A 23002-nucleotide genomic window follows, 5' to 3' on the forward strand; every position below is an offset into this window, starting at 1 on the left:
ATCGCCAGGGTCGCCGACGACTGGCCCGCCAGTCGCTGGGACGAGTTGATGCCGTGGAACTGGATGCCCCCGGCAGATCAGCCGAACGCGCAAGCAGCATAATCTGCGGCCTTCACGCCCCGCTTACCGGAGAGCGCCTCGCCGGGGAAGATCTGCCCTTCATGGACTACCAGCAAGTCCGGCCGCTTTTGGAGGAGCGCCAGAAGCTCCTCGAAGTCTGAATGGAGACGTGCTCCCGGTGTGGCTCCGAACGGATCGAGCGGCTTGGCCGATGCAACCTCCTGCCGCCGGATCGTCTCCCGCTCGACCGCCCCCCGCAGATCTTTTTCGATCGCTTCGTCCTCGGCATCGCGGGCGATGTCTGGCCCCAGATCCCATAGAGAGAGCCGGGTGCTCGGCATGCTCGGCACGGCGGTGCCGATGCTATAGGCCACCGGGGCAGCGGGTATAATGGGCGCATTCCCGCCAAGCTTCGTCAGCCTGGGCAGCGCGTCGAAAGTCGGTGCGGATGATCCGATGTCTTGTAGCGCGCCCATCCGGCGCAGGATAGGCGGTGCCCTTCCGATACTGGAAGGCGCTGGCGGCTCTGGCACCGCAGGCACGGCGACACCGATGCTCGACAAAGATGGCACGGGTGTTCCCGACGATACAGCCGGGGGCACAAACGTCAGCGATGAGGTTAGCGGAATCGAAGGAACCAATTCCGGGCCTGTATCGAAAGCGGTCTGCGGCACCGCGAGAATATGCGGAGCTTCGGGCGGCAGCGGAAGCGTCGGCACGTCCTCCGGCACAGCGATTCGCGGCATCGGATCGACATCCGTCGGGATGGTGAGATCAGGCATTGCGCTGCCGATCGGCATTGGCGTCGCGTCCGTCACTACGACGTCGGGCAGCGTCTGCAATGACGGCACGCACGCGGCTTGCCGCTCGATCGCCCGCTTCAGCTGTTCCAGCGCGACGATCCGCTCGCGCGCGGCTCGCGCCCGTTCGCGGGCATCGTCCCGCCGGCGTCGGGCTTCGTTGCGGGCGACCGCCGCGACATGGTGGCCCTGGCGTTGCGCGGCAGTGCCCTGCTGGCCGACATGCTCGCCGCCCTCGCGATCCATGCCGCGCTCCCGATAGGAAAGCGCGGTGAAGGTGCGATCCAGCCCGTGCTCGCGGGCGACCTCCGTCATGATCCGGGCGACCTGATGCCGGATGAAGCGCAGCCCCTCCGGCCCGTCGAGATCGGTGCGCAGTTCGTTCGAGACGATGTAGCTCCCATCCGCCTGCCACTCAATCGGCAGAAGGGTATAGTCGAGATGGAAGTGCGGATTATCGACGGCCGCGCCCGGATCGGCGTCGTGCGCGGACCCCGACCAGCCCAGTCCCCGCACGCCGAAAATTTCGCCGCCGATACGCTGCAGCACCTCGCGCCGGGCAGCGACCGGCAAGCCGTAGGGGAAGGCGCCGACCATTCGGAAGCTGAGCTTGGCGTTCTTGCGCAACGCCCGCAGCACCTTCTCCTGCACAGCCAGGCCCGCCGCGACCTGCTCGATGAAGTCGTCGAGCTCTGCGGTAGCATCGCCGAGATTTCCCGCAACAATCGGCTTGCCCTCCTCGCCGATGGTGACGGCCGCTTCGCGCGCGATGTAGCGCCAGTGGCGCGCCACGCAGCCGATCGCGGCATGCCGCCCGCCCGCACGGACATAACGGATGCGGAGCATCATGCCTTCGCGCCCCGCACCATCCCGTCGCGCCAGTGCGCTGGACGTCTGAGGGCGTGCCTTCATCACCAACCCGCTATGGTCGGTGCTGGCAACGGTCGCTTTCCGCTTCCGCTCGCCTGGCGCGCGACGGCGCAATTCGGGCTGCACCCGCACGCGCTTATGGAAGCGCCGGATAGCGGCGTCGAGGTCACGTTCGGCGGCCTCGAAGTCGCGACGGATACGCTCGTCCTCGATCTTGTCGGCCACGGCGGCTAGGGCCTCGGCACGTGATTGGCGCAGGCGCTTCAACGTCGCGGTGCGCGCCTGGCTCATCTGCTTGGCGAGCTCGCGATCGCTGACGCGGTGTCGCGTGCCGTCGTCCAGAATGACGAGAAAAGAGGGGGTGGGGTGCGCACGCGAGGCCTTCGGCCGATGCGACGAATTCGGAGAATTCATTTCTTGCGCCACCCCCCCCCTACTGAATCTGCCTCCTCTTACGGATGCTGATTCGGGAGAGCTTCCCGCCATTCTCTGCCCGTCGACTTTTCCATGCGTCGGGCAAAAATAGAGCGGGTGGGACGCGTTATCCTTCGGCGGCTACGATGTCGGTCTCGGCCTCCCTCAGCGAACAGATGGCGGCGAGACGGGACTTGATCCGGTCGCTATGCGCTAGGTCGACCGAGAACAGGTCGAGACGGTCCGAACTGGAATTGACGGCGTAATTGCCGATCAACCCTTCGTCACATCCCGCTTCACGATGATGCGGATAGAGCAGGGTCAGCCTGTCGCATCGATAGAGCCGGCCATAAGCCATCATCTGATAGACGTCGGCTTGGGATACGCCGCGTTTGGGGTCGTCGATCCGCGCGGCGATCCGCTTCCACTTGGTATCGATTACCTGCAGGACGACGTCGCCGCGCTTGACGAGGATATCCGGGCGGGTCTGGAAAACCTGCCGTCGGTCATTGGCTTCGAGGCAATAGAGCCGCCCACCCTGGCTGACGACGCGAAGGTCGGTGTCGGCCAGCGCGCGCTTCAGCATCAGGGCGACATATTCCTCGAAGAGCGTGTTCATCTCGAACAGCAGTGAGAAGCCATCGCTGCCGCCGGCGGAGGTGGTCTGGAAGCGTTCGCCGAGCAACAGGCGTGCGAGATTGTACAGCTCCCGCCAGCGGGCGTTGGTGCGATCAAGCGTGACCTGATCCCACCGCAATGCCGAAACCGGGACGTCGGCGATATCGGCATACGCGAACGCCAGTTCGCGCAGCCGTCGCTGGCTGTTGGTCGTTCGCGCGATCCGCGACAGGCGCGCGACCGCCGCCTTCATGATACGATTGAGCGCGATGTCCGGGGTCAGCGCGTCGAAGCGGCACGCCAGCCGCGACGGCTCGACCGCCAAAGCGGTGAACTGGCGCGTCACGTTCAGCCGGCCCCGAAGCGTCGGCAGGTCGTCCGCGTGCTTGACATAGCAGCGCGGCATTCCCTGCCGCACGGCATCGACCAGCTTCTCGGAGAACAGCCGGATCAGGATTTCGAGCAACGTCTCGCGCTGCCAGTCGAGCGCCGTGACCTGCCCGGCGTCGATCTTCAGGTCGAGCGCGACCGCCAGCATGTGGACGAGCCGCTGGCGGATGTTGCCCGTCGTCTCGGCATCACTCCCGCCGGCCACGTCGATCTTGGGCAGGATTTCGAGCGCACAGCCCGGCGCCGCGATGACGCCGACCACGCCCCGCGCGCGCAGCCCCTTGCGACCATGCTCCAGGACGCCACCACCACCGCGGCCGGCAAGAGGCGAGGTTGCCGCGACTGCCGCGATCCGATCGGCGACGGCCATCGGCATTTCGTCGGCCGCATTGCCGTAGCGGATGGTTTCCCATTCGAGGATCGTGCGGCGGATCACGCGGCGGCGAAACCGTCGTAGAAGAAGGTATCGCGCACATGCCACCGATAGCGTGGCGCGGCATCCTCATCCCCGCCCAGCCCCTTGGGCGCTTTGAGCCCGCGGCGGTCGATGAAGCGGCCTTCGCGGTCGCTTTCGCCATCGTCGCCATCGCCGAGCACCGCCGCCACCTTGGCCCAGTCTTCGTAGAAATATTCGGCGAGCAGCGGGATGACCTTGTGGCGCATGACCTCGTCGACGTCAGCGCGGGTCGCGCAGCGGATGAAATAGGCGTGGCCGATCTGATGCTCGCGGTCGAACAGATATTCGATCCGCTCGTTGATCGTGGCGAGCAGGCTGGCGAGGTCGATGCCGTCGACCGGCTTGAGCAGGCTGGCGTCCGGCATCAGCTCACGAAACTCGAACCGGCGGCGCAGCGCGGTGTCGAGCAGCGCGATCGAGCGGTCGGCGGTGTTCATCGTCCCGATGATGTGCAGATTCGCGGGCACGCCGAAGCGCGCCTCGCTGTAGGGCAACGTCAGCCGCATCCCCTCTTCCATGCCCAACCGCTTGTCCGGCTCGATCAGCGTGATGAGTTCGCCGAACACCTTGGAGATGTTGGCGCGGTTGATCTCGTCGATGACGAGGACATGCTCCTCGGCGCTGGCCTCGGCCGCTTCGGCCATCTGACGGAGGATGCCGGGCTTGGCCTTGAGCGTGAAGCCGACGCCGTCCGCCAACGGTTGCGGGCGCAGGCCCTCGACGAAATCTTCATAGGCGTAATTCTGGTGGAAGGTGACGAAGCCGATCTGCCCCTGGCCCTTCAGTTCCTCATAGACCTGGCGCAGCTCCTGCCGACGGTCGATATCGGTCAGCAACGGGTCGTTCCCGGCCAGCCCCCGGCACAGCCGCACTGCCTCGGCCATCGTGCGATAGGTCTTTCCCGTGCCCGGCGGCCCGTAGAGGATCAGGTTGAGCGGCGAACGCTTCACGGGGTCCGGGGCGGGTGCTTCTTCCGCCGGCAGGCCGCCCCAGTGCGACATGTTGCGCAGGAACCAGTCGTAATCCTGCGGCTCGTCCATGAAGGCGAAGCGGATCAGCCGCTGCGCCATCTCGTTGGTCGGATACACCTCCCAGATCGTCGGCTGATAGGTGTAATGATACCATTCGCGTGGGCTGTACCCGGCCTGCCAGTCGACGGACACGCGCTCGCCGTCACCGGCATTGGTAGTGATCGTGCCGATCGCCTTGATCGACATGACCGACACCGATCGCCCGCGCCCGTCGAACGGCAGGCCGTTCTTGCGGACGTAGGTCGCCTTGATCGCGATCCGCTCGCCCGGCTGCATCCGCAGCACCTGTTCGCGGTTGCGATCGCTGGGGCTGTCGATGTCCCAGATGCCTTCGGCCAGGAAGCGTTCGACCTGATCGTCGCGGCGACCATAAGATGCGCCGACGAACCAATAGGGGCCGTCCTGCAACACCTCTGCCTCGGCAGTCTCGACTGGCGCAGCCGGCGGCGGCGTTTCCTCGCCGTCCCATTTGTCTTCGAGCGCCACCCACACGAAGCCTTGCACGTCGAACAGATCGAGCGGTTCCCAGCCCAGTTCCTCCCCGAACAACGCGAACAACGCCCGCAGCATCTGTAGATATTCGTCCAGATCGGTCGGCTCGAACTGCTGATGAGCGAACGGCTTGCGGCCGAACAGAGTTTTGCCCATCTTTTCGACCCGACTCACCTTGAACCAGCTCGCGGCTTCCGGATGCAGGGTGCCGACGACGCTGATAGTGATCGCCAGCACCTCGCCGCGACGAAGGCCGGCGATACCGTCCGCCTTCAGCTGCTCCAGCGCACGGGCACCGTCGGAGATCGTGGCCAGCGGGTCATCCTCGCTGCGCGCCAGCCGTGCGACGATCTCGAAAAAGCGATCGCGCAGGGGGGCGTCAGCCTTCTGCACCTCGTCGAGCGTGCGCCAGCTGAGCGGCAGCCCCTGCGTGTCGACGCTGAGCGCACGATAGATTTGCTCGCCGACCGTGCGGTCGTCGGCGTCCGACGCTGCAAGCGCACGGACCTTGTCGATCGTCTGATCTTTGTAGCGGCGCTCGATGGCCCAGTAATCGCCGTCCTGACGACGGAAATTCTCGAACCCCTTCATGCGCGCCCGGAAGGTGTCGCGGAGCGACTTCAACGCCGGCCAGTCGATCACGACGAAGCCCAGCGCATCCAGCGCGGCCTTGCATTGTGCGCCGCCAGCGGACGTTTTGATGTTGGCATGGGAGAGGGCGTCGTGAACAATCGCCTTGCTGGGATAGCGCCTGCCCCGGTGCAGGAGCCAGAACTTCGCGGGCGCGCCAAGTCCATCCTGGTTGGCGATGAAGGCCTCCACCGACCCGGCAGCATCGCACCGATCGATGGCGTCGAGGATGTCCTGCGCGGTCAGATCGAACGTCGAACCGCCTCGAGCGACGGCCCCGGCATCCAGAAATCGCTGATAGAAGTTCAGCGCCGCGCGGTAGCTGGCAAGGCTGTCGTAGAGGCTGCCGTCGATCGGAAACTTGGCCGGATTCGGCCGCCCAGCCCGCTGATCCGTCTTGGAATAGACCAGCGACTGCCTGATGCTGGCGATGGACTGGCCGGGCGGCAGGTTATCGAGATCGCCATAGGCGCGATCGACGCGGCGGACGTCGGCCATTTGCGTGCTGACGGTGCCTTTCGAATATCCCTCGGCTTCGAGCCACGCTTTGAATTCCGCTTCCTTCACATTTCCCCCGTCATTACGCGCTTAAAATCGCCACCCGAGCAGCCCAGCCTTCGCATTCCATCTTCTTCGTCGAAAACCACTCAGCAAGCGCTGCGGTGACGCGCATGCCAGCTTCGATTTGCCCACGTTGCCTGTCAAAGTCGGCCAAATTATCCACCTGCGGCGTGTCCGCCACGATCATCAAGCCGGCGCGACCACCGGTCCTTTTGTTAATGGTCGGCACGAGGCGGTACGGCGTGCCAGCAAGCGCAGTGGCCATCTCACCCGCTAGATATGAAAAGTGATCGCCCCAGCCATAAAGGCAGATATTTGCATTTCCTTCTCGAAGCTGATGGACCAGTCGAGTTTGGGGCAGGAAATCCCATTTAGGCAACGCCGAAGGCGCGAAGATCATCGTCTTGCTTTCCGCCGGCGCATCTTTGAGCATACTCGGTCCGGGCGGAAGCGTGATCCCAAGTCCGTCCAGCATCGCGACATATGCGCGCGTGAAGTTGCCGACGGCCGCAAGTGGGACGGCCTGATACCCCCGCCGCCCCTTTAAGATCGCCTGCGACACCAGTTCGGCACGATAGTGTAATCGACGACCTAGCTCGCCGCACTCCGATTCGGCGCGTTCCTTTAGTATGGTAAGGATGCGCTCGTATGTAAAAACGGCATCGAATTTCCCTGCAAATCCAGAAGCCTTCGCTGCATATGCTTCTGGACAGACGAGCACCGTCAGCGCGTTACAAAATCCCTCAGTGACGAGCGTCATTGCTTCCAGTCGATAGGATTCCGCTTGTTGTGGCTGTTCCGCGGTGTCGAGCTTGTTCTCTATTAGAATGGCGTAGCGACCGTCATTGCCGTCGATTTCCAAAAGCACGTCAATCTCACGCCGGCTATGCATTCGCCGCCGGCTATGTGTGACCCGACCATCGCGGTGACTGAGCGCAACGCCAATCAGCAGCGACAATTCCGAAATGAAGCGCTCGCGAAAAGTGTGAGAGCAGCGCAATTCCTCGACGAGCAATAGATCGATATCGCGTTCGGTCGCGTGGCTTAGCGTTAGGATTTCGTCGTTCACGCTCGGGTTGCTCCTGCAAGACGCCGCGCCAGCACGATCATCGCCTCGGTATCGCGACCACAATAGGCGCGCAGTGCGGCGTCCAGCGCCAGCCGGCGTTCGGCCGTGCAGTCCGCGGAAACCGCCTCGGCGTAAGCCTCCTGCGCGCTGCCACCGTCCTTCACCTCGAGCGCGGCATAGTCCATCTCTGCAGCGATCGTCGGCAGCACGGCCTTTATCGACCAGCTGCCGCGCTGGTCTCGGTGATACCAGTTCGCGCGGGTGACCGGCAGCAGATCGACGACGCGCGCGGCCATCGCGGTCAGCGCGTCCGCAATGTCCGGGAAGGCGGCGGCCAGTTCGAGAATTCGCGCCTTTTCGAAGCTGGCGTTGTAGCCGATGACCGCGCCGGTCGGCGGCACCATCTCGACCAGCGCCTCGGCGCAAGGGCGGCGCGGATCACCCCCATCAAGGCTGAGGAATTCGCGGTGCGTGATGACGCCCTCCTCGATCTCGACATGGGCCGAGAACTGGAACGGCACCTGCTGATATGGGCGCGTGCCGATCCAGCGCGGCACTGCAAAGCCGATCGTCTCGAAATCGAGCCAGGTGCGCGGGAACGCCCAGCCTGCCATCGCTGCGCGGGCGCCCTCGACATCGTGATACACCTCGCCTGACACGGTTGCGCGATGGACGCGAGCGTGGACGGCGTTGGTCAGCGCGGCGGGATTGACGGCCAGCAGATCGACGACATCCTGCTCGATCCAGCGCTTGCCGCCGCCATGCGGCAGCACGGACACGGGCCATTCCGGCCCGGCCGGCAGCGCCGCATGGCAATAGCCGGCGAACTCGCACGGAAAGGGCGCATCGCAATGGGCACCGGGCGCGGTATCCGGTTTGGCGCAGGCCAGCGTCGCCCGCGCGGCCGCGACGGTCTCGCCTCGACCGGCGATGATCGACTCGGCCTGCGCCATCAAATCGGTGTCGGCGAACAGGCCATCGTAATCGCCATCGCGTTCGAGGACGAAGCTGCTATCGATATGGCGGATCGCCGCGCTGCTGATCGGCACACCGGCATTGCGCGCGACCCAGAGCTGTGTCGCGAGGTCACCGACGTGATAGTCCTTGGCCTTGGTCGAGCTCTTCACCTCCGCCATGTGCCAGCCGCCTGCGCCATCCGGTTCCAGCACGTCGATGCGCACGAGAACGCCGTCGTGCTGGAAGGTCGCCTCGAAGATCGGCTGATTATGACCACGATCGAACAATGCCCGCGTCGTTGCGAGCGCGGCGGCAAGATCCGGTTCCGCCTCGACCATAACGCCATCCGGCAGCAATGCGCAGGCGATCGCGCCGACCTCGTGCCCAGTGGCGAACCGAACCTCGGCACCATCATCTTGCTCAGCCAAGTCCGGGCGATGAACGGATAGCCACAGCCGCTTGGGGCATTGTTCGAATGCGGTGATGCGCGACTTAGACAGGCCGTGACGGCGCAGAACAGCCGTCATGGCGTGATCTCTTTCTCGACGAAAAACGCGGGCAGAAATGCGGCAAGCGCCGCGTCGCCTGCGTAGATGGGACCGCGTTTCATGACGCGGATCGGCCAGCCAGGACGAGCTGATCGAACAGGTGCAGAGCCTGCTCTGCCACGCCTAGGACCGCAATTAACGGGGCGAGCACCACGTCAAAATCCTCGTCAGCGAACGCCGCGCCCAATTCGCCCGCATCAAGGGTTACGGGATATGCGATGGTACCGGCGCGCGTGTCAGTCTCGAACCCGCGCTCGCGTAATTGCTGGAGCAGTTCGTCCGACTGGCTGAGCAGCGTCTGCCACGCCCGTTTCTTCGGGCGCTCGCGCTCAAACGAGAGGACATACCGATTGCCGTGCGCACTGGCACCAACGAACGGAGCGAGCGCCGTCACGTCTTCACCATCATCCTCGGACGTCACGGTCAGCGAGAACCAGAACTCGGCATCGTCCTCGTCGTCCGGCGACTGCCACGCGCGGGGCGCCAACCAATAGTCACCTTCGGTTTGTGGATCGACGTCCTTAATCCAATCGCGCTCCGCCGCCCAAGCCTCCATCCGGTTCGAGACGGCCTCCCAAAATTTAGGTTCGAGAACGCCCTTCACATGGCGAACCGCCCCCTCGATGTCGCTGAGGTGCCTCATGACAATCGTGTCTGCGGTATCAGGTTCGGTCATTGGCTCTTTCCTCAGAAACCGCCGACGTGCGCCGCAAAGCTGCGCAACACTCGGCTGATGGGGTTGGCGGGATCGGTCGCAGCGATTTCACGAGCGGCCGACGCCACGTCGCTCCAATCGGCCGCTATTGCATCGGGCACCTTCATTCGGCGCCGCGCGAGGATGACGACGTGCGCTGATCGATCCCCGTCGCGAGCGCGACGGGTAATCGTCCGCACATAGCGGCCGAATTGGTCATCTCCCTCCGGGGCGTCGATCTTCACCTCGATACCGAGAAGAAAGCTGGGGCCTTCCAACGTCAGGTCGACGCGCTCGCTTGCAAGCCCGAGCGGACAATCTTCCGTTCGTACGCGATAGCCATGCCGGAGCGTGGCCAGCGTCGGAAGCGATCCTTGCGGATCGTCCAGTCTACGAAGCAACGCATGTAGAAAACGATACGCGAAATCCCCGGTCTGGCTTGGGGTCAAGAATGCTGCGAGCACCGATGCGTTGCGGACCTCGTCTCGCCGCAACCGGGCGGCAACCCAAGGATCGAAGGCATCCCCACGATTGAGGATATCACGCACTGCTCCGTTCAAAGTCGTCAGCGCCAGGGCGAACTGCTCATCACTCAGCCGTTCCGGCACCTCTGCTGTTTTGACGGATGCGATCGGCTGGCCCACCCGCCATTCGGCGCTGAAACCCACCAAACCTCTCATCCATTGTAGATTCCGTCGCCGGGAATGATGAGTCGACCACGCTTTGCCGAATAGAGCGAGGCCATTTGACCAGCAGGGCATTTCCGCGAGCATAAGCCAATCCCTCCTTCAAGGCCGGGACTGATCGGCGAATGCGCCAGCATGGACACCGGCAACACCTTTCGCCGGCCAGTCAAGGCACATGAACGGGGCGAATGAGTGTGAGCGTGTCGGCCATTTTCCAAACCAGCCGAAGGCATTCACCGCCAGGGCGGCGCGGACGAAATTCTTTGGCACGCCGGGCAGACAGGCGGATCGGTGAGTCGTCATGCCGAACCAATCGCAGGTTGTTGCGACAGAAGCGGTCGCACCCCGATCTGCGGCAGCATCGTTTGGGCCGCATCAATGCGCTCGCGCATCACGTCGATCAAGGCACCCGGCCCCTCGATCACCAGCTCGCCGCCCCAGGTGAATAGATGTTCGGCGAGTTCCCGCATGCCCCCCGTCGTGAACCGGATGCGTAGCCCCCCGTCGTCCAGCTCCTCGACCTGCTGAAGCCGATGAAAGCGCCACCTCCGCGCTCGCGCAGCAGCAGATGGCGGTATGCATAGAGTCACATCTTGCTTCTCGTCGCGCCAGACCGCGAAACTCTCGGCCAGCCAAGCATCGATATCCCAGTCGTCCGGTGCGCAGCCAAGCGTGTTGCTCACCTCCGCGTCCATCATTCGATCAAGCCTGAAATAGACCGGTTGATCATCCCGGCCCGGCATCTTGCCGAGAAGATAGGTCAACGGGCCGTGGACGAGCCCATAGGGGATCATGCGTCGCCAGCGAGGTTCCGGCCGATCATCGGTCGCGTAATGAAACTCGACGCAGCGGCCGGCGAGGATCGCGCTCTGTACGATCGCAACTGTTTCAGGTGCCACCGCAGCGATCGGCCCGGCTGTCACCAGCGTCCGCTGAAGCCGGACAAGTGCGTCGAGGTCCGGGTCGATCCGACGTTTCTCGCGATCGTCCAGCGCACCTTTTACCTTCGCAAGCAGGCTGCCCAACTGACTGGCGCGCGCCGCCTTGCCCGCAGCGCGTTGTCCCTCGACCTCCGCTTGTAACGCCGCCACCTCGCCCGGTGTCGGACGGGTATAGGCTCGCCGAAGGCTGTCGCGGATGAGGAAGCGCTTGCGGCGGTCGTCCGCAATCTCGTCGAGATCGAAGTGATTGGCGATGATATCGCGCATCCGCTCGGCTGTTCGTCGGTTGACGCCGAGCCGCTCGGCCATTTCGTCTAGCGTCAGACCTTCGGTCGTTTCCGAAAGCGCGTGAACCAGCGCCAACAGCCGATCCAATTTGGCCATCCTTTCCGTCATTGCCCATTCCACGTCCAGATTTGTCGTAGGTTTCGATGGTGACGGGGCGATTGGCAAGGCCTGATAATGAACTGTTTGAGGCCGCGATGGCGATGACATCGCGGCCTCAAACAGTCACGCGGCGTCCTGTTCCAGCCAAGGTGCCAATCGCGCGGCATCATTCGAAGCCTTGTCGATCTGGGCAGCGAACCGGGCGGCCCGGCGTGCCTCGAATGCGGCGATATATCCGCGTCCGGCGCGCAGTTCGCACACCCGCCGCAGGATGCGGTCTTCGGCCATATCGGCGTCGACGCGCGGATCATGCAGCTTGCGCCAGCGGCACAGCAGCAGGGCGGTGCCGATCACGTCGCCTTCGCATTGCTCCTGCAGAATATCCCACTGACCGCTCTCGATCAGTCGAGCAACGTCGAAGGCCGGTGCTGCCAGTTTCGACGGTATGTCGAACGCGGCCAGCAGCTCGGATTCATGAATGGGCTTCATCTTCATGTTGGCGGTGGCGACACGGGCGAAGTCGACATGACGCTGGCGCCCATCGCCACCGAAGGCCAGCCACTTCCAGTTTTGCGGCAAGGTCAGGCCGAAGCGCATGGCCGCGCAGACCAGCATCGGCAGGTCGTGGAAGCTGCCTGCCCAGCTGACGAGATCCGTGTTTGCGGGTGCGTCGGCCAGCACGTGTAGCAGGCCTGTGACGATCTCCTTCTCGGTGTGGTCCGGTGCCGACAGGGTGACGAGCCGACTTACATCGGCATTGCCGTCCGGATGCTCGGTCAGCACCATCGCGCAGGCCGTCGTGATCGACTGGAATATCCAGCGCGGGGTACGGAGCGGGTCTTCGGCGCGCTTGTAACCGCGACGACCGGGCTGATCATCATCGTCTCGGGGCACGTACCGCTCCATCTGCTGGTAGCGGCGATGCCCGGTCTCGTCGATCACCGCGCTTTCGAGGTCGAAGATGATCCAGCTGCGGTTGCGGGGTTCAGATTTAATGTCGATGTGCATGGAAAGTCTCCGCCGGCACGTAACCGGCAATAGGGGAAGACGATTGACGGGCCTCGACCGTCGGAGGCCCGTTCGACCGCCGATCAGCCGAACCGGACGACGGTTCCGGTCCGCATTTCCGGTTCGATCCAGTCCGCACCGGGCGGGACGAAGCGGTTGTTGGCGAGCAGTTCGTCGCCCATCATGCTGGCAGTGGCCTTGATACGCTTCATCGCCAGCGCCTTGCCTTTACCGATACCCTTCGGCTTGCCCGCGACCCTCGCCAGCGACCCGCGGCGATCGATGGCGAAAAATTCGTCCGCACAGGTGCTGACGAGGATGATCCGCGAACGATCGTCAGCCGCGTAAGGTGCGAGGCGGTCGATGATGTCGATCGTCGCCATTTCGCGATAGGCGATGGCGAAGCTGGTCGGATCCTTGGCACGAGCACTGGCCCAACCGGTGTAGATCACATCCCGGCCCGCCATCTGCGCGACGTGGGCGAGTTGGTTTCCAACATCGAAGGCCATTTCCTGGCCCGACGCCCAGAGGATGCAGTCGTTGGCGGGCTTGAAGCTCGGCCACCCCATCTCTTCGCGGAGGGCGAGCATGATATTCTGATGGTTCAGGATCATTTCCATTTGCGTCGTTCCTTTCTGACACGGCCGTTGGCCGGAGCTTTTTTTCCGCTCCTTCGCGGTGCTCGCTTCTCTTGCTTCTGCTTGGAGGATTGGCGCGCCCGGTGACGTGCCTCTCGCTGTCAGCGGTGCCGCTCGTGCCACGTCAGTCGCCGGGCGTGCGGCGTCGGCCCCCACGGCGTCACCTCGCGCTGGAGCCACAGCGCCTCGCTTTCGAGGTCGTCGGCAGGGATCTCGATCCACCACGCCTTGGCGGTGGGATCCCAGCGGTAGCCCCGGCTTTTCAGTACAGAGCGCTTGTCGAACGGCGCGCCGGTCGCCTCGATACGGACGGTCGGCCGCTCCGCCTTGGCGAGAATCTCGCCGATGACGGTCGATCCGTCGGCCAGTCGATGCGCGAGAAGGTGGAGCAAGCTGATAACGTCCGCCATCGCGCGGTGGCCGGTGTTGAAGCGGCCGATCTGCATCAGCAAATGGCCGAGCTTTGCGCCGTCGAAGCCGTGTTCGAGCCAGTCGAAGTCACGCGCCGAACACGCCCAGGCGCCCCCCGCGAGGCCGGGCAAAAGCCGTTCGACAAATGCGACGTCGAACGGCGCATTGTGCGCGATCCGCACGTCGGCGCTGGCGATCAGCTTCTCCAAGGCATCGAGATTGATGATCTTGCCTCGCACGTCTGCGTCGGTGATGCCGGTCAGTTTGGTGATCGCGGCAGGGATCGGCATGCCGGGGTCACGCAGCGCCTGCCCCGCGCGGTCGATGCGGACGATCTGCCCGTCTGCATCCACGGCGATGATGACGACGGCGATGTCGATGATCTCGTCGCGATCCGGATCGGTGCCCGTGGTTTCGGTATCGATGACCGCCACCGTGCGGATCGGTCCATCGCCGGGTTCGGCGAGCGGAAAATCGTTGAGTGAGGATACGCGGTGCAGGACTCGGATGTCCGCGTCACCCGCGCATGAAGAAAGCGCCACCTCAGCCGAGGCGGCGACGTTGATGTGCGTCATAGTTGGTGTCTCCTGGTACGATCGACCGCGCGGATGCGAGGCTTTTCCTCTCACCCCTCCCGATCACAGGAGCTGCCGTCGAAGCGACTTTTCGGCCGGTACTACATAAAATTGCGAATTGAGATATTTTGCAGCCAGCATGCTTGGTGGTTGGCGTCGATCTTCCTATAACGGACACATGTGCTCGCCGATTGATCCTGCTCTGAAAGACGACGTCAAGTTGACATCGATGATGAGCTGGTCGGTAATCGAGGCTATCGGTGAACTGCTCGCTGTGGCCGCACAGACATGCGATGCCGATGATCTCAGCCGCGCGGATGGACCTAGGCTGTATCGTCAACTGATATCTGTCCTCACGGCTTTTCTGACAGTCGCCATCGTCGTGCACGTGCGTCGGCGCGTAAGTTTTGTGGGTCGCCGCTTCGTCTACATCGCCTGCGACGCGCGACGGCACCTCAGCCATCCCCCGGCAGTCTGGGCGGCACCGTAATCACTCACCATCGACGTTAGCTGCGCGCCGCCTTGTCGCGGTCGCGCTTTGATAACGATGCGTGGACGATTGCTCCTGCGATAGGTGCGACACCTGCGATGGCGCGGGTATCGCAGGATCGTCGTCTCGCAAGATGCGAGTACGACCGTGAAAGAAAGTCATGAATGGGTCCGCCAGCCGATGGTGGACAAGGCCGCCGACGAGATCGTCGCGGCCCGTGGGTGCACGCCAGCCGAGGTCACACCGTATCAGGTGGCCAGACATCTGAACTGCGAGCCCAATGGCCTGCTCTATTCCAAGGTGCGCGACTGGCGGCGGCGGCGGCAAGACGAAATAGGGTTGGCGGCGATCGACATGCCAGCCGGCACGGAAGCCGATTTCCGGGCAATGCTCGAACTGCTCACCACGCAGGCGTTCGACCATTTCGTCCGGACGGTGCGCATGGTCGGCGGCGACCTCGATCGTACGGCGGCAATGCGCGTCGCCGATGCGGACCGCCGCCGTGTCGAGGCGGAAAGCGAGACGGCCGAGGTGCTGGACCTCTGCCAGGCCGCCGAAGCTGGACTTGCGGCCGCGACCGTCAGGATCGGCGCGCTCGAGGATGCGCTGGCACAAGCGCAGCGCCGAGAGGATGTGCTGCGCGGGCGGCTCGACCAGCGTGAGGCCGATGCAGCCGGACACGACACGACTGCAGGATCGGAAAAGATCGTCGTGACTGCCGAAGCTGCAAAGCCGGCCGACAGCGATGCGGTCGATACGGACACGCTTGTCCAACAGGCGATGCCGTTCCACCGGCCAGAAAGAGAGTCCGAATGATCCGTCCGGCATCGCTCCCGCCGGAATGCTCTTTCGGCAGAAGTCCGCGCGTTTTCGACGGGAACATCCGAACGAAGGCGACCGGCACTGTGATCTTCTTTTGCAAGGAGATCACAGTGAAAAATCCCACCGCCCCGTTCCAGACCGCGATTCCTCACGACCCCGTCGACCGCCTGGACGCGCTGATCGCCGCCGCACGCGCCGACATGGCGGCAGCGGAAGCGGAGGCCGCGAAGGCCGAGGCGGACATAGCCGCGATCGAGCCGCACCCCCATGCGCACGGCTATACCGCCGGCGGCGACTGTCGCTATGCGGGCTTCCAGCCGGGGCATCGTCTGGCGCTGGCCGGCCTGCTCGCACGACCGTGGCGCTTTACTCTGGAGAGACTGGAGGTGGCCAAGCTCAGGGAAAATCTGGACTATCTGCTCAAGGCCTTTCCCTCGGTACTCGACGATGGCGGCATTGGTCTCGCCGAGGAAGGCGCCACGGCGCTGACCAAGCGTGGCGAAGTGGTCGCCGACGCTTTCGCGCACAAACCCACGCTCGGAATCGGAATGGTGTGGCGCGCGTATGGCTTCCATCACCGCGACTGCATCGCATGGGTCGGCGCCTTCGCCTATCGCGGGGGGCTCTCCCTGCTCGTCGATCGCACGGCTGGCGTCGACAGGGACACGCCGCTCGGCGACGTGCTGACCGCCACGGTCAAAACCCACGCGAGGCTCCTCACCCCGATCGGTGAGCAAGAACTGCACGCGCGTGCCGCGCGACGGGACGCGTGCCGACAGGCTTCGTGGTCGTCGGTGCCGGAGGCCTATCGCGAGAACGGCCCGTGGCGTGACCGGGCGCCGACCAAGGGTCAGCGCCACATCATGCGGCAGATCGAAGCGGCGCGCGGCCTGCCGATGATTGAGATCGGCCGCCGCGGAGACAGCTCGGAATGGATCGCCGATGCGGGCGGGAATCCCCGTTTCCGACAGTCCAACGAGGAGCAGCGCTAATGGCATACGATAAGCCGTGGTCGATGCGACCAATGGTCGTCACGGTTACCGACAAGGGAGAAACATTTCAGGTCACCGACGTCCAACGCTGGATCGACGAGCGCAAGCAGTTCCTTCGGCGGGCCCGCGAGATCATGACCGCCTACGATGGCACGCCGGCATCGCTCTACAGACATTACGCCACGCTGGTTGGAATCGCTTCCAGACTGGCCGAAATCAAGCAGATCTTCGACGCATTCGAGCGCGAAAGAATTAGGCACGCGGACGCCAACATCACCGCACTGGTGACCTTTTTCAGCGATCCGAAGACAATGGAGGGCATCGATGATTGACCTCGTCGATCCCGTCCAGCGCCATATCGCCGCCATCGTATTTCGCGATACCGTCGTGGCCGACGATGCCTCGGATATGGCATCGCGTGCGGATGCCTCACCGAAGCAGGTCGAGCGCCAGCTGCGGGCACTGCTGCCCGGCGTCGACTTTCCATGGGGTAGCGGCAACGGACTTCTCGATGACCCGGTCGGCCGTCGTGTCGGCCGGGCCGCTTTCAATTCTTCGATCCGTGCGCTCTGGTCCGATGGTGTCTGGACGGTCGGAGCGCTTGCACCGCATCGTCTGCCCGAGGACGCGGGCGCCATCGCGCGGTTCATACGCGAGCAGACCCTTCTGGGCGTCGGCGACCCCGATGACGCGAGCGGCGATGACTTGGTCGAACAATTGCTTGGGTTCAGCATTACGGACCACGCCCGCATCTCGGATGTCCTGCGCACCGGTGGCTGGCGGGCGCGGCTGTTCGTCGCCGCATCGATGATCGCGGCGGCCTGTGCCTCCTATCAAGCGAAGCGCCACAAGTCCGACAAGACCGGCCGCAACAAGGGCGCTGTAGAGCTTGCCGCGCTTGGCATCGAAGCCGCAGTCCTCGGTGCGGCGCGGATTGCCACGGACATCTACCTGTCGGACGAAAGCCCCGTCGCCGCACGCCGGATCGCCATGATGCTTACGGAAAGGGTTGAGCGCTTCCGGCGAGCACGGGCGACCAAGACCGTCGCCTATTCGATCAATATGGCCGCAAATGCCGCCGAAGCGATCCACATCTTCCTCACGCGCGGTACGACGCGCGACATCCCGCCCGAGCATGACCGTGACCCCAGGCGGCTGCCGAGCCGGCTGGCGACGCGAAACCCCGCTATGGAAACCGCAGTGCAAGCGATGATCGAAGAGGTGACGGCGGTCGATGCCCATCACCTCTACTGCCTGCTGATGGCACGGCGGCTCGACGTTGCGCTGTCCAGGCATCGCTGGCTGGCGGCCCCGCATCCGATCTTCCGGCTCAGCTACGCGTATATCGGCGGCCACGCGGCGTTCGCCGAATTCGAGCGGCTGGGCGTTATCATCCGTACTATGGCGGATCGCGAGCGAGAATTGGACGGCCAGGTGCTTACCAGCACCTCGATCCGCCCGGTACTCGCCGGTCCGCAGGAGACCGAAAGCGCAATACGCCTCCGGACTGCGGCCGGGCGCTATCTCGATCTGGGCGCCTACCACCGGGCGGTCACGACAAGTTTTATCAGGCGGAAGGCGCATTTGATGCGCACGACGGTGCCGAGCTACACACATCACGCCTATGCGTCGGGAACACGGATCTGCGATCTGGCCGTTTCCGCGGCAGATCACGCGACGCATGATTTCATCCGCCGATCCGAACTGGACAAGCCGACCGAGCGCGGCGTGCGTGCGAACCACCTCGTCCTGTTCTACGGCCTCGACGTCAAAAACGCGGTCATCCTCGCCGTCCGTCAGATTACGGACAGGCTCAGCCACCGGGGTGTGAACGGTGCCGACTGGCGGGTCGCCTTCGGCCTAATCGTGCATCGCATCCTGTCGCACGCGATGCCGACGTTGGCCGTTCGTCTGGCCGCGACATCCTCGCTCCGTGCCGACGAAGTCACGTGCAAGGGCCTTGTAAACCGAGCAAGCCACCTCGCCAGTCAATTCGACGACCATGACTTCGATCGCCCGTGCGGCGCTTTCTTCGATTATGCGCTGTGGTTCGATCGCGATCGGGATGTCGCCTTCTGGGACCGACTTCAGAAGGGTGCGAAGCTGTATGGTGCCTTGGGCTCCCTCTTCGTTCCCCCGCCTGCGGAGCGGGAAGCCCTGCCTGGCCGTCAGGGAAGACGTTCAATGCGTGGTGACGCGCTGCCCTCTCGCTGGCAGCAAATCATGCTCGAAGCGAAGAAGGCGATCGATGCCTATCATCCGCTCTACGTGAAAAGTCACCCGACCCGCCTGACAGCGCGAATCATGGCGCGGATGAACCAAGGCTATTCGGCTTTCAGCAGTGATCCGCAGTTCTGCACGATCTTCAAGAACTAAAAATCTCTGTTTTCTGCGGGTTTTCAGCGGGAACCCCTCTTGGATGGCAACCGGCAGCACCGGCGCATGGACACGCCGACGCCAAACTCAGCACCACGCCAGCCACGCGAACCGACTCATTCCGGGACGGTCACGCGGCTGGTCCGCATTTCGGCGCCGGCGCCCGACTTTGTGCCTCCACTGGAGGGGGAATCTGCTATGCTGCTTCATCTGCTGGGTCAGGCAGTCATGGACCTGATCGAGGGAGCGTAAATCATGCGTATCAAGCCCGAAGCCGAGCGGATCGTCGGCTATGTCCGCGTCTCGACCGACGATCAGGCCGATCATCGCACTTCGCTCGACAGCCAAGAGGCACAGATTCGTACGGATGCCGAGACGAAGGGGCAGATCGTCGTCCGCATCTTCGTGGAGGCGGGCGAAAGCGGACAGGATGCCCGCCGACCCGAGTTCAACCGCCTGCTCGATTTCGTTGAAGATCCTGGCAACCGTATCCACGAGGTGAAAATCTTCTCACTGTCCCGGCTCGGCCGGAACATGGAATCGCAGGTCCAGACCTTCGCCCGTCTCAAGCGCGCCAAGGTGCGCCTGCACTCGCTGACCCAGCTTTTCAGCGACGATGCCATGGGCAACATGCTGCGAAACCTGATTGCCTCCTTCGACGAGTATTTCGCACTCGAAACGGCCAAGCATACGCGCCGAACGATGCGGCGGAACGCAGAGGAAGGCTTCTTTAACGGCGGCCCCGTGCCTATCGGCTACGAAAGCCGCACGGTCGAAATGCGTGGGACGAAGGCCAAGAAGAAGCTCTTCATCCACGAGAATGACGCTCGAACGGTCCGGCTCATCTTCGATCTTGCAACCGTCGGTCAGGGCAACGGCCCGATGGGTGCCCGCGCGATTGCGGAATGGCTCAACGAACGCGGGTACACGCTGTCCAACGGCAACAAATTCAACAACTCGAACGTCGCCGGCATTCTCGGCCGTTGCCACTATCGCGGCTATTATTTCGACATGACCCGCGATGAACAGGGCGGCAGGGCGCCCGAGGACACATGGGTCCGGGTCGAATGCCCGCAGATCATCCCCGAAGAGACGATGGACGCGGTCGCGGCGCTCCGCGCCGTGCGTCGTCCGACCGTAACCCCGCCGCGTGTCGTCAACGGCCCGACGCTGCTCACCAAAGTCGCGAAGTGCGGCACCTGCGGCGAGGGCATGACGATCCGCACCGGCAAGGGCGGTCGCTACTCCTATTATTCCTGTAACGCCAAGGTCAGCGCGGGCGCTGCCCGCTGCACCTGCCCCCATGTGCGCGAGGAGCGGCTGGACGCGGTCGTGCTCGGCGCGCTGGAACGCCAGATCTTCGCGCCCGAGCGGCTGCGGATGCTGCTGGCCGAGATGCTGGAAGCGTCGGCGGAGGCCGACGAGCGGCGCGCCCGTGATCTCACTCAGGCCCGTCTCACCAAGACCCAAGCCGAGACGCGCCTGCGCAACCTCTACGAAGCGCTGGCGGACGGCAAGGCATCGCTCAAGGATCCGATCTTCAACACTTTGTTGGCGGAAACGAACAGCCGCATTGCATCGGCGACCGCGACGATCGAAGCGCTCGAACGGCAGATCGGCAAGACCACGAAGCGCGTAACGCCGGAAATGGTAGATGCGTTCGGCGCGCTGATCCGTGACCGCTTGAACGGAAGCGATCCCGCGCTCCGTAAAGCCTATGTGGCCCTCTTCGTGTCCGAAGTGGCTGTCGACCAAGGATCTATCCGAATTTCAGGTTCGTCCCAGTTACTCGAACGAGCCATCGGGAGAACGGAACCAGCCATAATGGGCATGGTGCCCATTTTTGACCGGAAGTGGTGCCCAGAAGAGGATTTTACGATTGGCACCAAAAATGGCGGATTTCTGCGGTTTTCCGAAAGAGCGTCGGGACGGTTGTATTAGCCCTTTGTACTAGCCGGGGCAAGGGCTGCATTAGGTAAACGCGGTCTTGGCTAGCTCGCCCGCTGCTGCGACCGTTGCGCCACTGATCGTCTTGCCTGCAAAATCACCGGCTCGCTTGATGAGGCCGCCGACCCAAGTCTTTGGTGCGTTGCCGCCACGAACAGAGGCGGCTGCTTCGCGAAGCTCTGCGACTAACTGAGTTTCTGCTGCACTTGTAGAAGCATCGATAACAATAGATTGCCCCACGACTGAGCCGCTGTTGCCGCTTACGTTATCGATAATGATGCTCTTGCCGATCATGGGACCGGAGCCGGGGTTGCCGGTCATAATAATCTGCTCGCCGATTACCGGGGCAGGGTTTGACTCCATTTCCGATGCGATCTTTTCGAGTGCCTTAGCCAAAGCCTCAAGATTGCTATCTGCCAAACGAACCTCCTAAAGCGATAATTACAATCAGATTGGTTGATACCTGTCGAAGGTAGCGGCGTTTCGCGAGCCACCGCAACAGCTAGATTTCTCGGGAGCCATATACATATACAGTCAGGATGCTGCCGCGAGCGTATGCGGCTGAAAGGAGCAATCTGGCGATGACTAACCCTACTGGCCCGAAAGGCCCTGTCGTGGTCGATTTGATGCTTAGTCCAAAAGCTCCCCTGATCGGTTTGAATATTCACAATAGCGGCGGCGGCATTGGCATGGACATTAGGAACGGCGGTGCTGCCGGTACGCGCTCTGTAGGAGCCGAGGTCATTGTCCGTCCTAAGCCGGGGCAATCAGCTATTGGCGTGAGTGTTGTGCAAAGCGGGCCGGGAATAGGGTTGCAAGTCATACAGTCCGGGCCGGGCGTTGGACTGAGTGTAATCGTGGGCGGGGACTAGTCGGACTGCTGAGTCCGCTAGTAGTGCCTTCATCCCGCCTACGGCCTGAAAATGGTAGAGATATGCGAGAGGGTAATCAGACATTCCTGAGCGCGCTATCTCCCCCGTATCCCTACCCACCCGGCTGGCGAATATGACACGCCTGCCCGACCTGCATTATCGCGCATGGTTCTCCATCCCTGCATGGCGTGTCACAGTAGCTGGATCATGGCTGGATCGGCGCTGTCCAGAATAACCAAACGAGCGTTTGACAATTGCGTACAGCTGTCCTACCTAGGCTTGGCAACGAGGAACAAGCCATGCGGACCGTGACCTACTACCGTGTATCGACTGCCAAACAGGGCCGCAGCGGCTTGGGTCTAGAAGCTCAGCAGGCGGCTATCGCTGCCTTCTGCGCATCACGGGACTGCCAACCCCTTCGCGAATACGTCGAGGTAGAGAGCGGCAAGCGGGATGATCGGCCTGAGCTTACCAAAGCCCTGCACTATGCGAAGGTGACAGGGGCAACGCTAGTCATCGCCAAGCTGGATCGGCTCAGCCGTAACCTCGCCTTCCTCGCTCAGCTACAGGACGCTGGCACTAGGTTCATCGCCGCTGACATGCCGGAGGCCAACGAGCTTACAATTCACATTATGGCGGCAATGGCCCAGGCCGAACGCAAGGCGATCAGTAAGCGGACTAAGGAAGCCCTTGCCGCTGCAAAAGTCCGTGGCACGAAGCTAGGCAATCCAATGGGCGCTAAGGCGTTCGGAGAGAGCAAGGGCAACGGTGCTGCTGTTGATGCGATCAAGGCCAAGGCTCTTGCGTTCGCTACTGACGTTGCCCCGATTGTCGAGGCAATCAAGGCTGAGGGGCATACCAGCTTGAGAGCCATTGCCGGGGAACTAAACGCCCGTGGGATCATCACAGCACGGGGCGGGAAGTGGGCGGCCCAGTCCGTCAGCGACGTGATGCGGCTGTATTCCACAGGCTGACACCGGACAGGCGACGGGAAGGCTTGCGTATGTGCCCGGAAACGGCCCGCCAGACTCGATATGGGAGGCTCGGGTATCCGGCCTAGCCGGAATACCGTGGCGGCGCTGTACGGGGCTGTGAGGTGCTGGCGAATGTTCCGGTATAATCCCGTCGCCAATTTAGTCCCTTAGAGCCCGACTCATAATTCGAGCTTTGCGATACGGCGGGTCATTCGCCTGATGGATGCGATGATGAGCCATGCTTCTGACGAGGCGATGGAAGCCTCCCAGTCCTTGGCGAGGCGTCGGCATC

General features: G+C 63.2%; 19 protein-coding genes and 1 pseudogene. 7 read left to right on the forward strand and 13 right to left on the reverse strand.

The features are described 5' to 3' along the window. Positions 1–77: 77 nt before the first annotated feature. The 11 genes from QLH51_RS18660 to QLH51_RS18710 form a co-directional block, all read right to left on the reverse strand. The gene (locus QLH51_RS18660; protein WP_125662330.1) at positions 78–2144 is read right to left on the reverse strand and encodes a hypothetical protein; all 2067 of its coding nucleotides are present in this window, start codon (positions 2142–2144) and stop codon (positions 78–80) included. Positions 2145–2271: 127 nt separating this feature from the next. Continuing rightward, on the reverse strand, positions 2272–3588 hold the full coding sequence (locus tag QLH51_RS18665) for an McrC family protein (RefSeq protein WP_125662328.1): 1317 nt from the start codon (positions 3586–3588) through the stop codon (positions 2272–2274). Further along, positions 3585–6260: an McrB family protein gene (locus tag QLH51_RS18670; RefSeq protein WP_206429298.1), complete on the reverse strand. Its 2676-nt coding sequence runs from the start codon at positions 6258–6260 to the stop codon at positions 3585–3587. Before QLH51_RS18670 ends, QLH51_RS18665 begins: the two co-directional genes overlap by 4 nt. An 82-nt stretch (positions 6261–6342) precedes the next feature. Continuing rightward, positions 6343–7392, reverse strand: coding sequence for a PD-(D/E)XK nuclease family protein (locus tag QLH51_RS18675; protein WP_125662325.1), 1050 nt, complete (start codon positions 7390–7392; stop codon positions 6343–6345). Next, positions 7389–8777, reverse strand: a complete 1389-nt coding sequence (locus QLH51_RS18680; RefSeq protein ID WP_206429297.1) for a DUF2779 domain-containing protein — start codon at positions 8775–8777, stop codon at positions 7389–7391. Before QLH51_RS18680 ends, QLH51_RS18675 begins: the two co-directional genes overlap by 4 nt. 178 nt (positions 8778–8955) lie before the next feature. Continuing rightward, a complete protein-coding gene (locus QLH51_RS18685) occupies positions 8956–9573 on the reverse strand; it encodes a hypothetical protein (protein ID WP_125662318.1) in 618 nt (205 codons plus the stop codon). Between the two features lie 11 nt (positions 9574–9584). Then, entirely contained in the window at positions 9585–10271 is a 687-nt protein-coding gene (locus QLH51_RS18690; protein WP_164516249.1) for a PD-(D/E)XK nuclease family protein, read from the reverse strand. 305 nt (positions 10272–10576) lie between these two features. Beyond that, positions 10577–11614, reverse strand: coding sequence for a helix-turn-helix transcriptional regulator (locus QLH51_RS18695; protein ID WP_125662312.1), 1038 nt, complete (start codon positions 11612–11614; stop codon positions 10577–10579). 114 nt (positions 11615–11728) lie between these two features. Further along, positions 11729–12613: a hypothetical protein gene (locus QLH51_RS18700; RefSeq protein WP_125662309.1), complete on the reverse strand. Its 885-nt coding sequence runs from the start codon at positions 12611–12613 to the stop codon at positions 11729–11731. Between the two features lie 83 nt (positions 12614–12696). Then, on the reverse strand, positions 12697–13407 hold the full coding sequence (locus tag QLH51_RS18705) for a hypothetical protein (RefSeq protein ID WP_283514662.1): 711 nt from the start codon (positions 13405–13407) through the stop codon (positions 12697–12699). Continuing rightward, complete coding sequence (locus QLH51_RS18710) at positions 13353–14237, reverse strand: 3'-5' exonuclease (protein ID WP_125662306.1); 885 nt, start codon at positions 14235–14237, stop codon at positions 13353–13355. The genes QLH51_RS18705 and QLH51_RS18710 overlap by 55 nt, the downstream gene beginning before the upstream one ends. A 178-nt stretch (positions 14238–14415) precedes the next feature. Here QLH51_RS18710 and QLH51_RS18715 point away from each other — a divergent pair, with 178 nt between their 5' ends. The 6 genes from QLH51_RS18715 to QLH51_RS18740 all read left to right on the forward strand — a co-directional run bounded on the left by QLH51_RS18715 (position 14416) and on the right by QLH51_RS18740 (position 20858). Further along, entirely contained in the window at positions 14416–14727 is a 312-nt protein-coding gene (locus tag QLH51_RS18715; protein ID WP_164516248.1) for a hypothetical protein, read from the forward strand. 147 nt (positions 14728–14874) lie between these two features. Next, positions 14875–15543, forward strand: a complete 669-nt coding sequence (locus QLH51_RS18720; RefSeq protein ID WP_125662304.1) for a hypothetical protein — start codon at positions 14875–14877, stop codon at positions 15541–15543. After that, on the forward strand, positions 15540–16541 hold the full coding sequence (locus QLH51_RS18725) for a hypothetical protein (RefSeq protein ID WP_125662302.1): 1002 nt from the start codon (positions 15540–15542) through the stop codon (positions 16539–16541). The genes QLH51_RS18720 and QLH51_RS18725 overlap by 4 nt, the downstream gene beginning before the upstream one ends. Then, positions 16541–16873 (forward strand): hypothetical protein, encoded by a 333-nt coding sequence (locus QLH51_RS18730; protein ID WP_125662299.1) that lies wholly within the window; start codon positions 16541–16543, stop codon positions 16871–16873. The genes QLH51_RS18725 and QLH51_RS18730 overlap by 1 nt, the downstream gene beginning before the upstream one ends. Beyond that, complete coding sequence (locus tag QLH51_RS18735) at positions 16866–18917, forward strand: hypothetical protein (protein ID WP_125662296.1); 2052 nt, start codon at positions 16866–16868, stop codon at positions 18915–18917. Before QLH51_RS18730 ends, QLH51_RS18735 begins: the two co-directional genes overlap by 8 nt. 255 nt (positions 18918–19172) lie before the next feature. Continuing rightward, positions 19173–20858 carry a recombinase family protein gene (locus tag QLH51_RS18740; RefSeq protein WP_125662293.1) on the forward strand — a complete coding sequence of 562 codons (1686 nt, stop codon included), beginning with the start codon at positions 19173–19175 and terminating at the stop codon, positions 20856–20858. A gap of 30 nt (positions 20859–20888) precedes the next feature. On the opposite strand, the gene QLH51_RS18745 is transcribed toward QLH51_RS18740, so the two are convergent. Beyond that, a complete protein-coding gene (locus QLH51_RS18745; protein ID WP_125662290.1) occupies positions 20889–21284 on the reverse strand; it encodes a hypothetical protein in 396 nt (131 codons plus the stop codon). 751 nt (positions 21285–22035) lie between these two features. On the opposite strand from QLH51_RS18745, the gene QLH51_RS18750 reads away from it, so the two are divergent. Next, positions 22036–22710, forward strand: a complete 675-nt coding sequence (locus tag QLH51_RS18750; protein WP_125662287.1) for a recombinase family protein — start codon at positions 22036–22038, stop codon at positions 22708–22710. A 179-nt stretch (positions 22711–22889) separates the two neighbouring features. On the opposite strand, the pseudogene QLH51_RS18755 reads toward QLH51_RS18750, so the two are convergent. Then, positions 22890–23002: pseudogene (locus QLH51_RS18755) on the reverse strand (IS5/IS1182 family transposase); the annotation flags it as partial.

The sequence above is a fragment of the Sphingomonas sp. 2R-10 genome, assembly GCF_030062225.1.
Lineage (GTDB): Bacteria > Pseudomonadota > Alphaproteobacteria > Sphingomonadales > Sphingomonadaceae > Sphingomonas.

Bases quoted from the DNA above. Each gene is read 5' to 3' on its own strand.
- QLH51_RS18660 (WP_125662330.1), bottom strand. From the start codon at position 2,144: ATGAATTCTCCGAATTCGTCGCATCGGCCGAAGGCCTCGCGTGCGCAC.
- QLH51_RS18670 (WP_206429298.1), bottom strand. From the start codon at position 6,260: ATGGCCGACGTCCGCCGCGTCGATCGCGCCTATGGCGATCTCGATAAC.
- QLH51_RS18685 (WP_125662318.1), bottom strand. From the start codon at position 9,573: ATGACCGAACCTGATACCGCAGACACGATTGTCATGAGGCACCTCAGC.
- QLH51_RS18690 (WP_164516249.1), bottom strand. From the start codon at position 10,271: ATGAGAGGTTTGGTGGGTTTCAGCGCCGAATGGCGGGTGGGCCAGCCG.
- QLH51_RS18695 (WP_125662312.1), bottom strand. From the start codon at position 11,614: ATGACGGAAAGGATGGCCAAATTGGATCGGCTGTTGGCGCTGGTTCAC.
- QLH51_RS18700 (WP_125662309.1), bottom strand. From the start codon at position 12,613: ATGCACATCGACATTAAATCTGAACCCCGCAACCGCAGCTGGATCATC.
- QLH51_RS18710 (WP_125662306.1), bottom strand. From the start codon at position 14,237: ATGACGCACATCAACGTCGCCGCCTCGGCTGAGGTGGCGCTTTCTTCA.
- QLH51_RS18715 (WP_164516248.1), top strand. From the start codon at position 14,416: ATGTGCTCGCCGATTGATCCTGCTCTGAAAGACGACGTCAAGTTGACA.
- QLH51_RS18725 (WP_125662302.1), top strand. From the start codon at position 15,540: ATGATCCGTCCGGCATCGCTCCCGCCGGAATGCTCTTTCGGCAGAAGT.
- QLH51_RS18730 (WP_125662299.1), top strand. From the start codon at position 16,541: ATGGCATACGATAAGCCGTGGTCGATGCGACCAATGGTCGTCACGGTT.
- QLH51_RS18735 (WP_125662296.1), top strand. From the start codon at position 16,866: ATGATTGACCTCGTCGATCCCGTCCAGCGCCATATCGCCGCCATCGTA.
- QLH51_RS18740 (WP_125662293.1), top strand. From the start codon at position 19,173: ATGCGTATCAAGCCCGAAGCCGAGCGGATCGTCGGCTATGTCCGCGTC.
- QLH51_RS18750 (WP_125662287.1), top strand. From the start codon at position 22,036: ATGCGGACCGTGACCTACTACCGTGTATCGACTGCCAAACAGGGCCGC.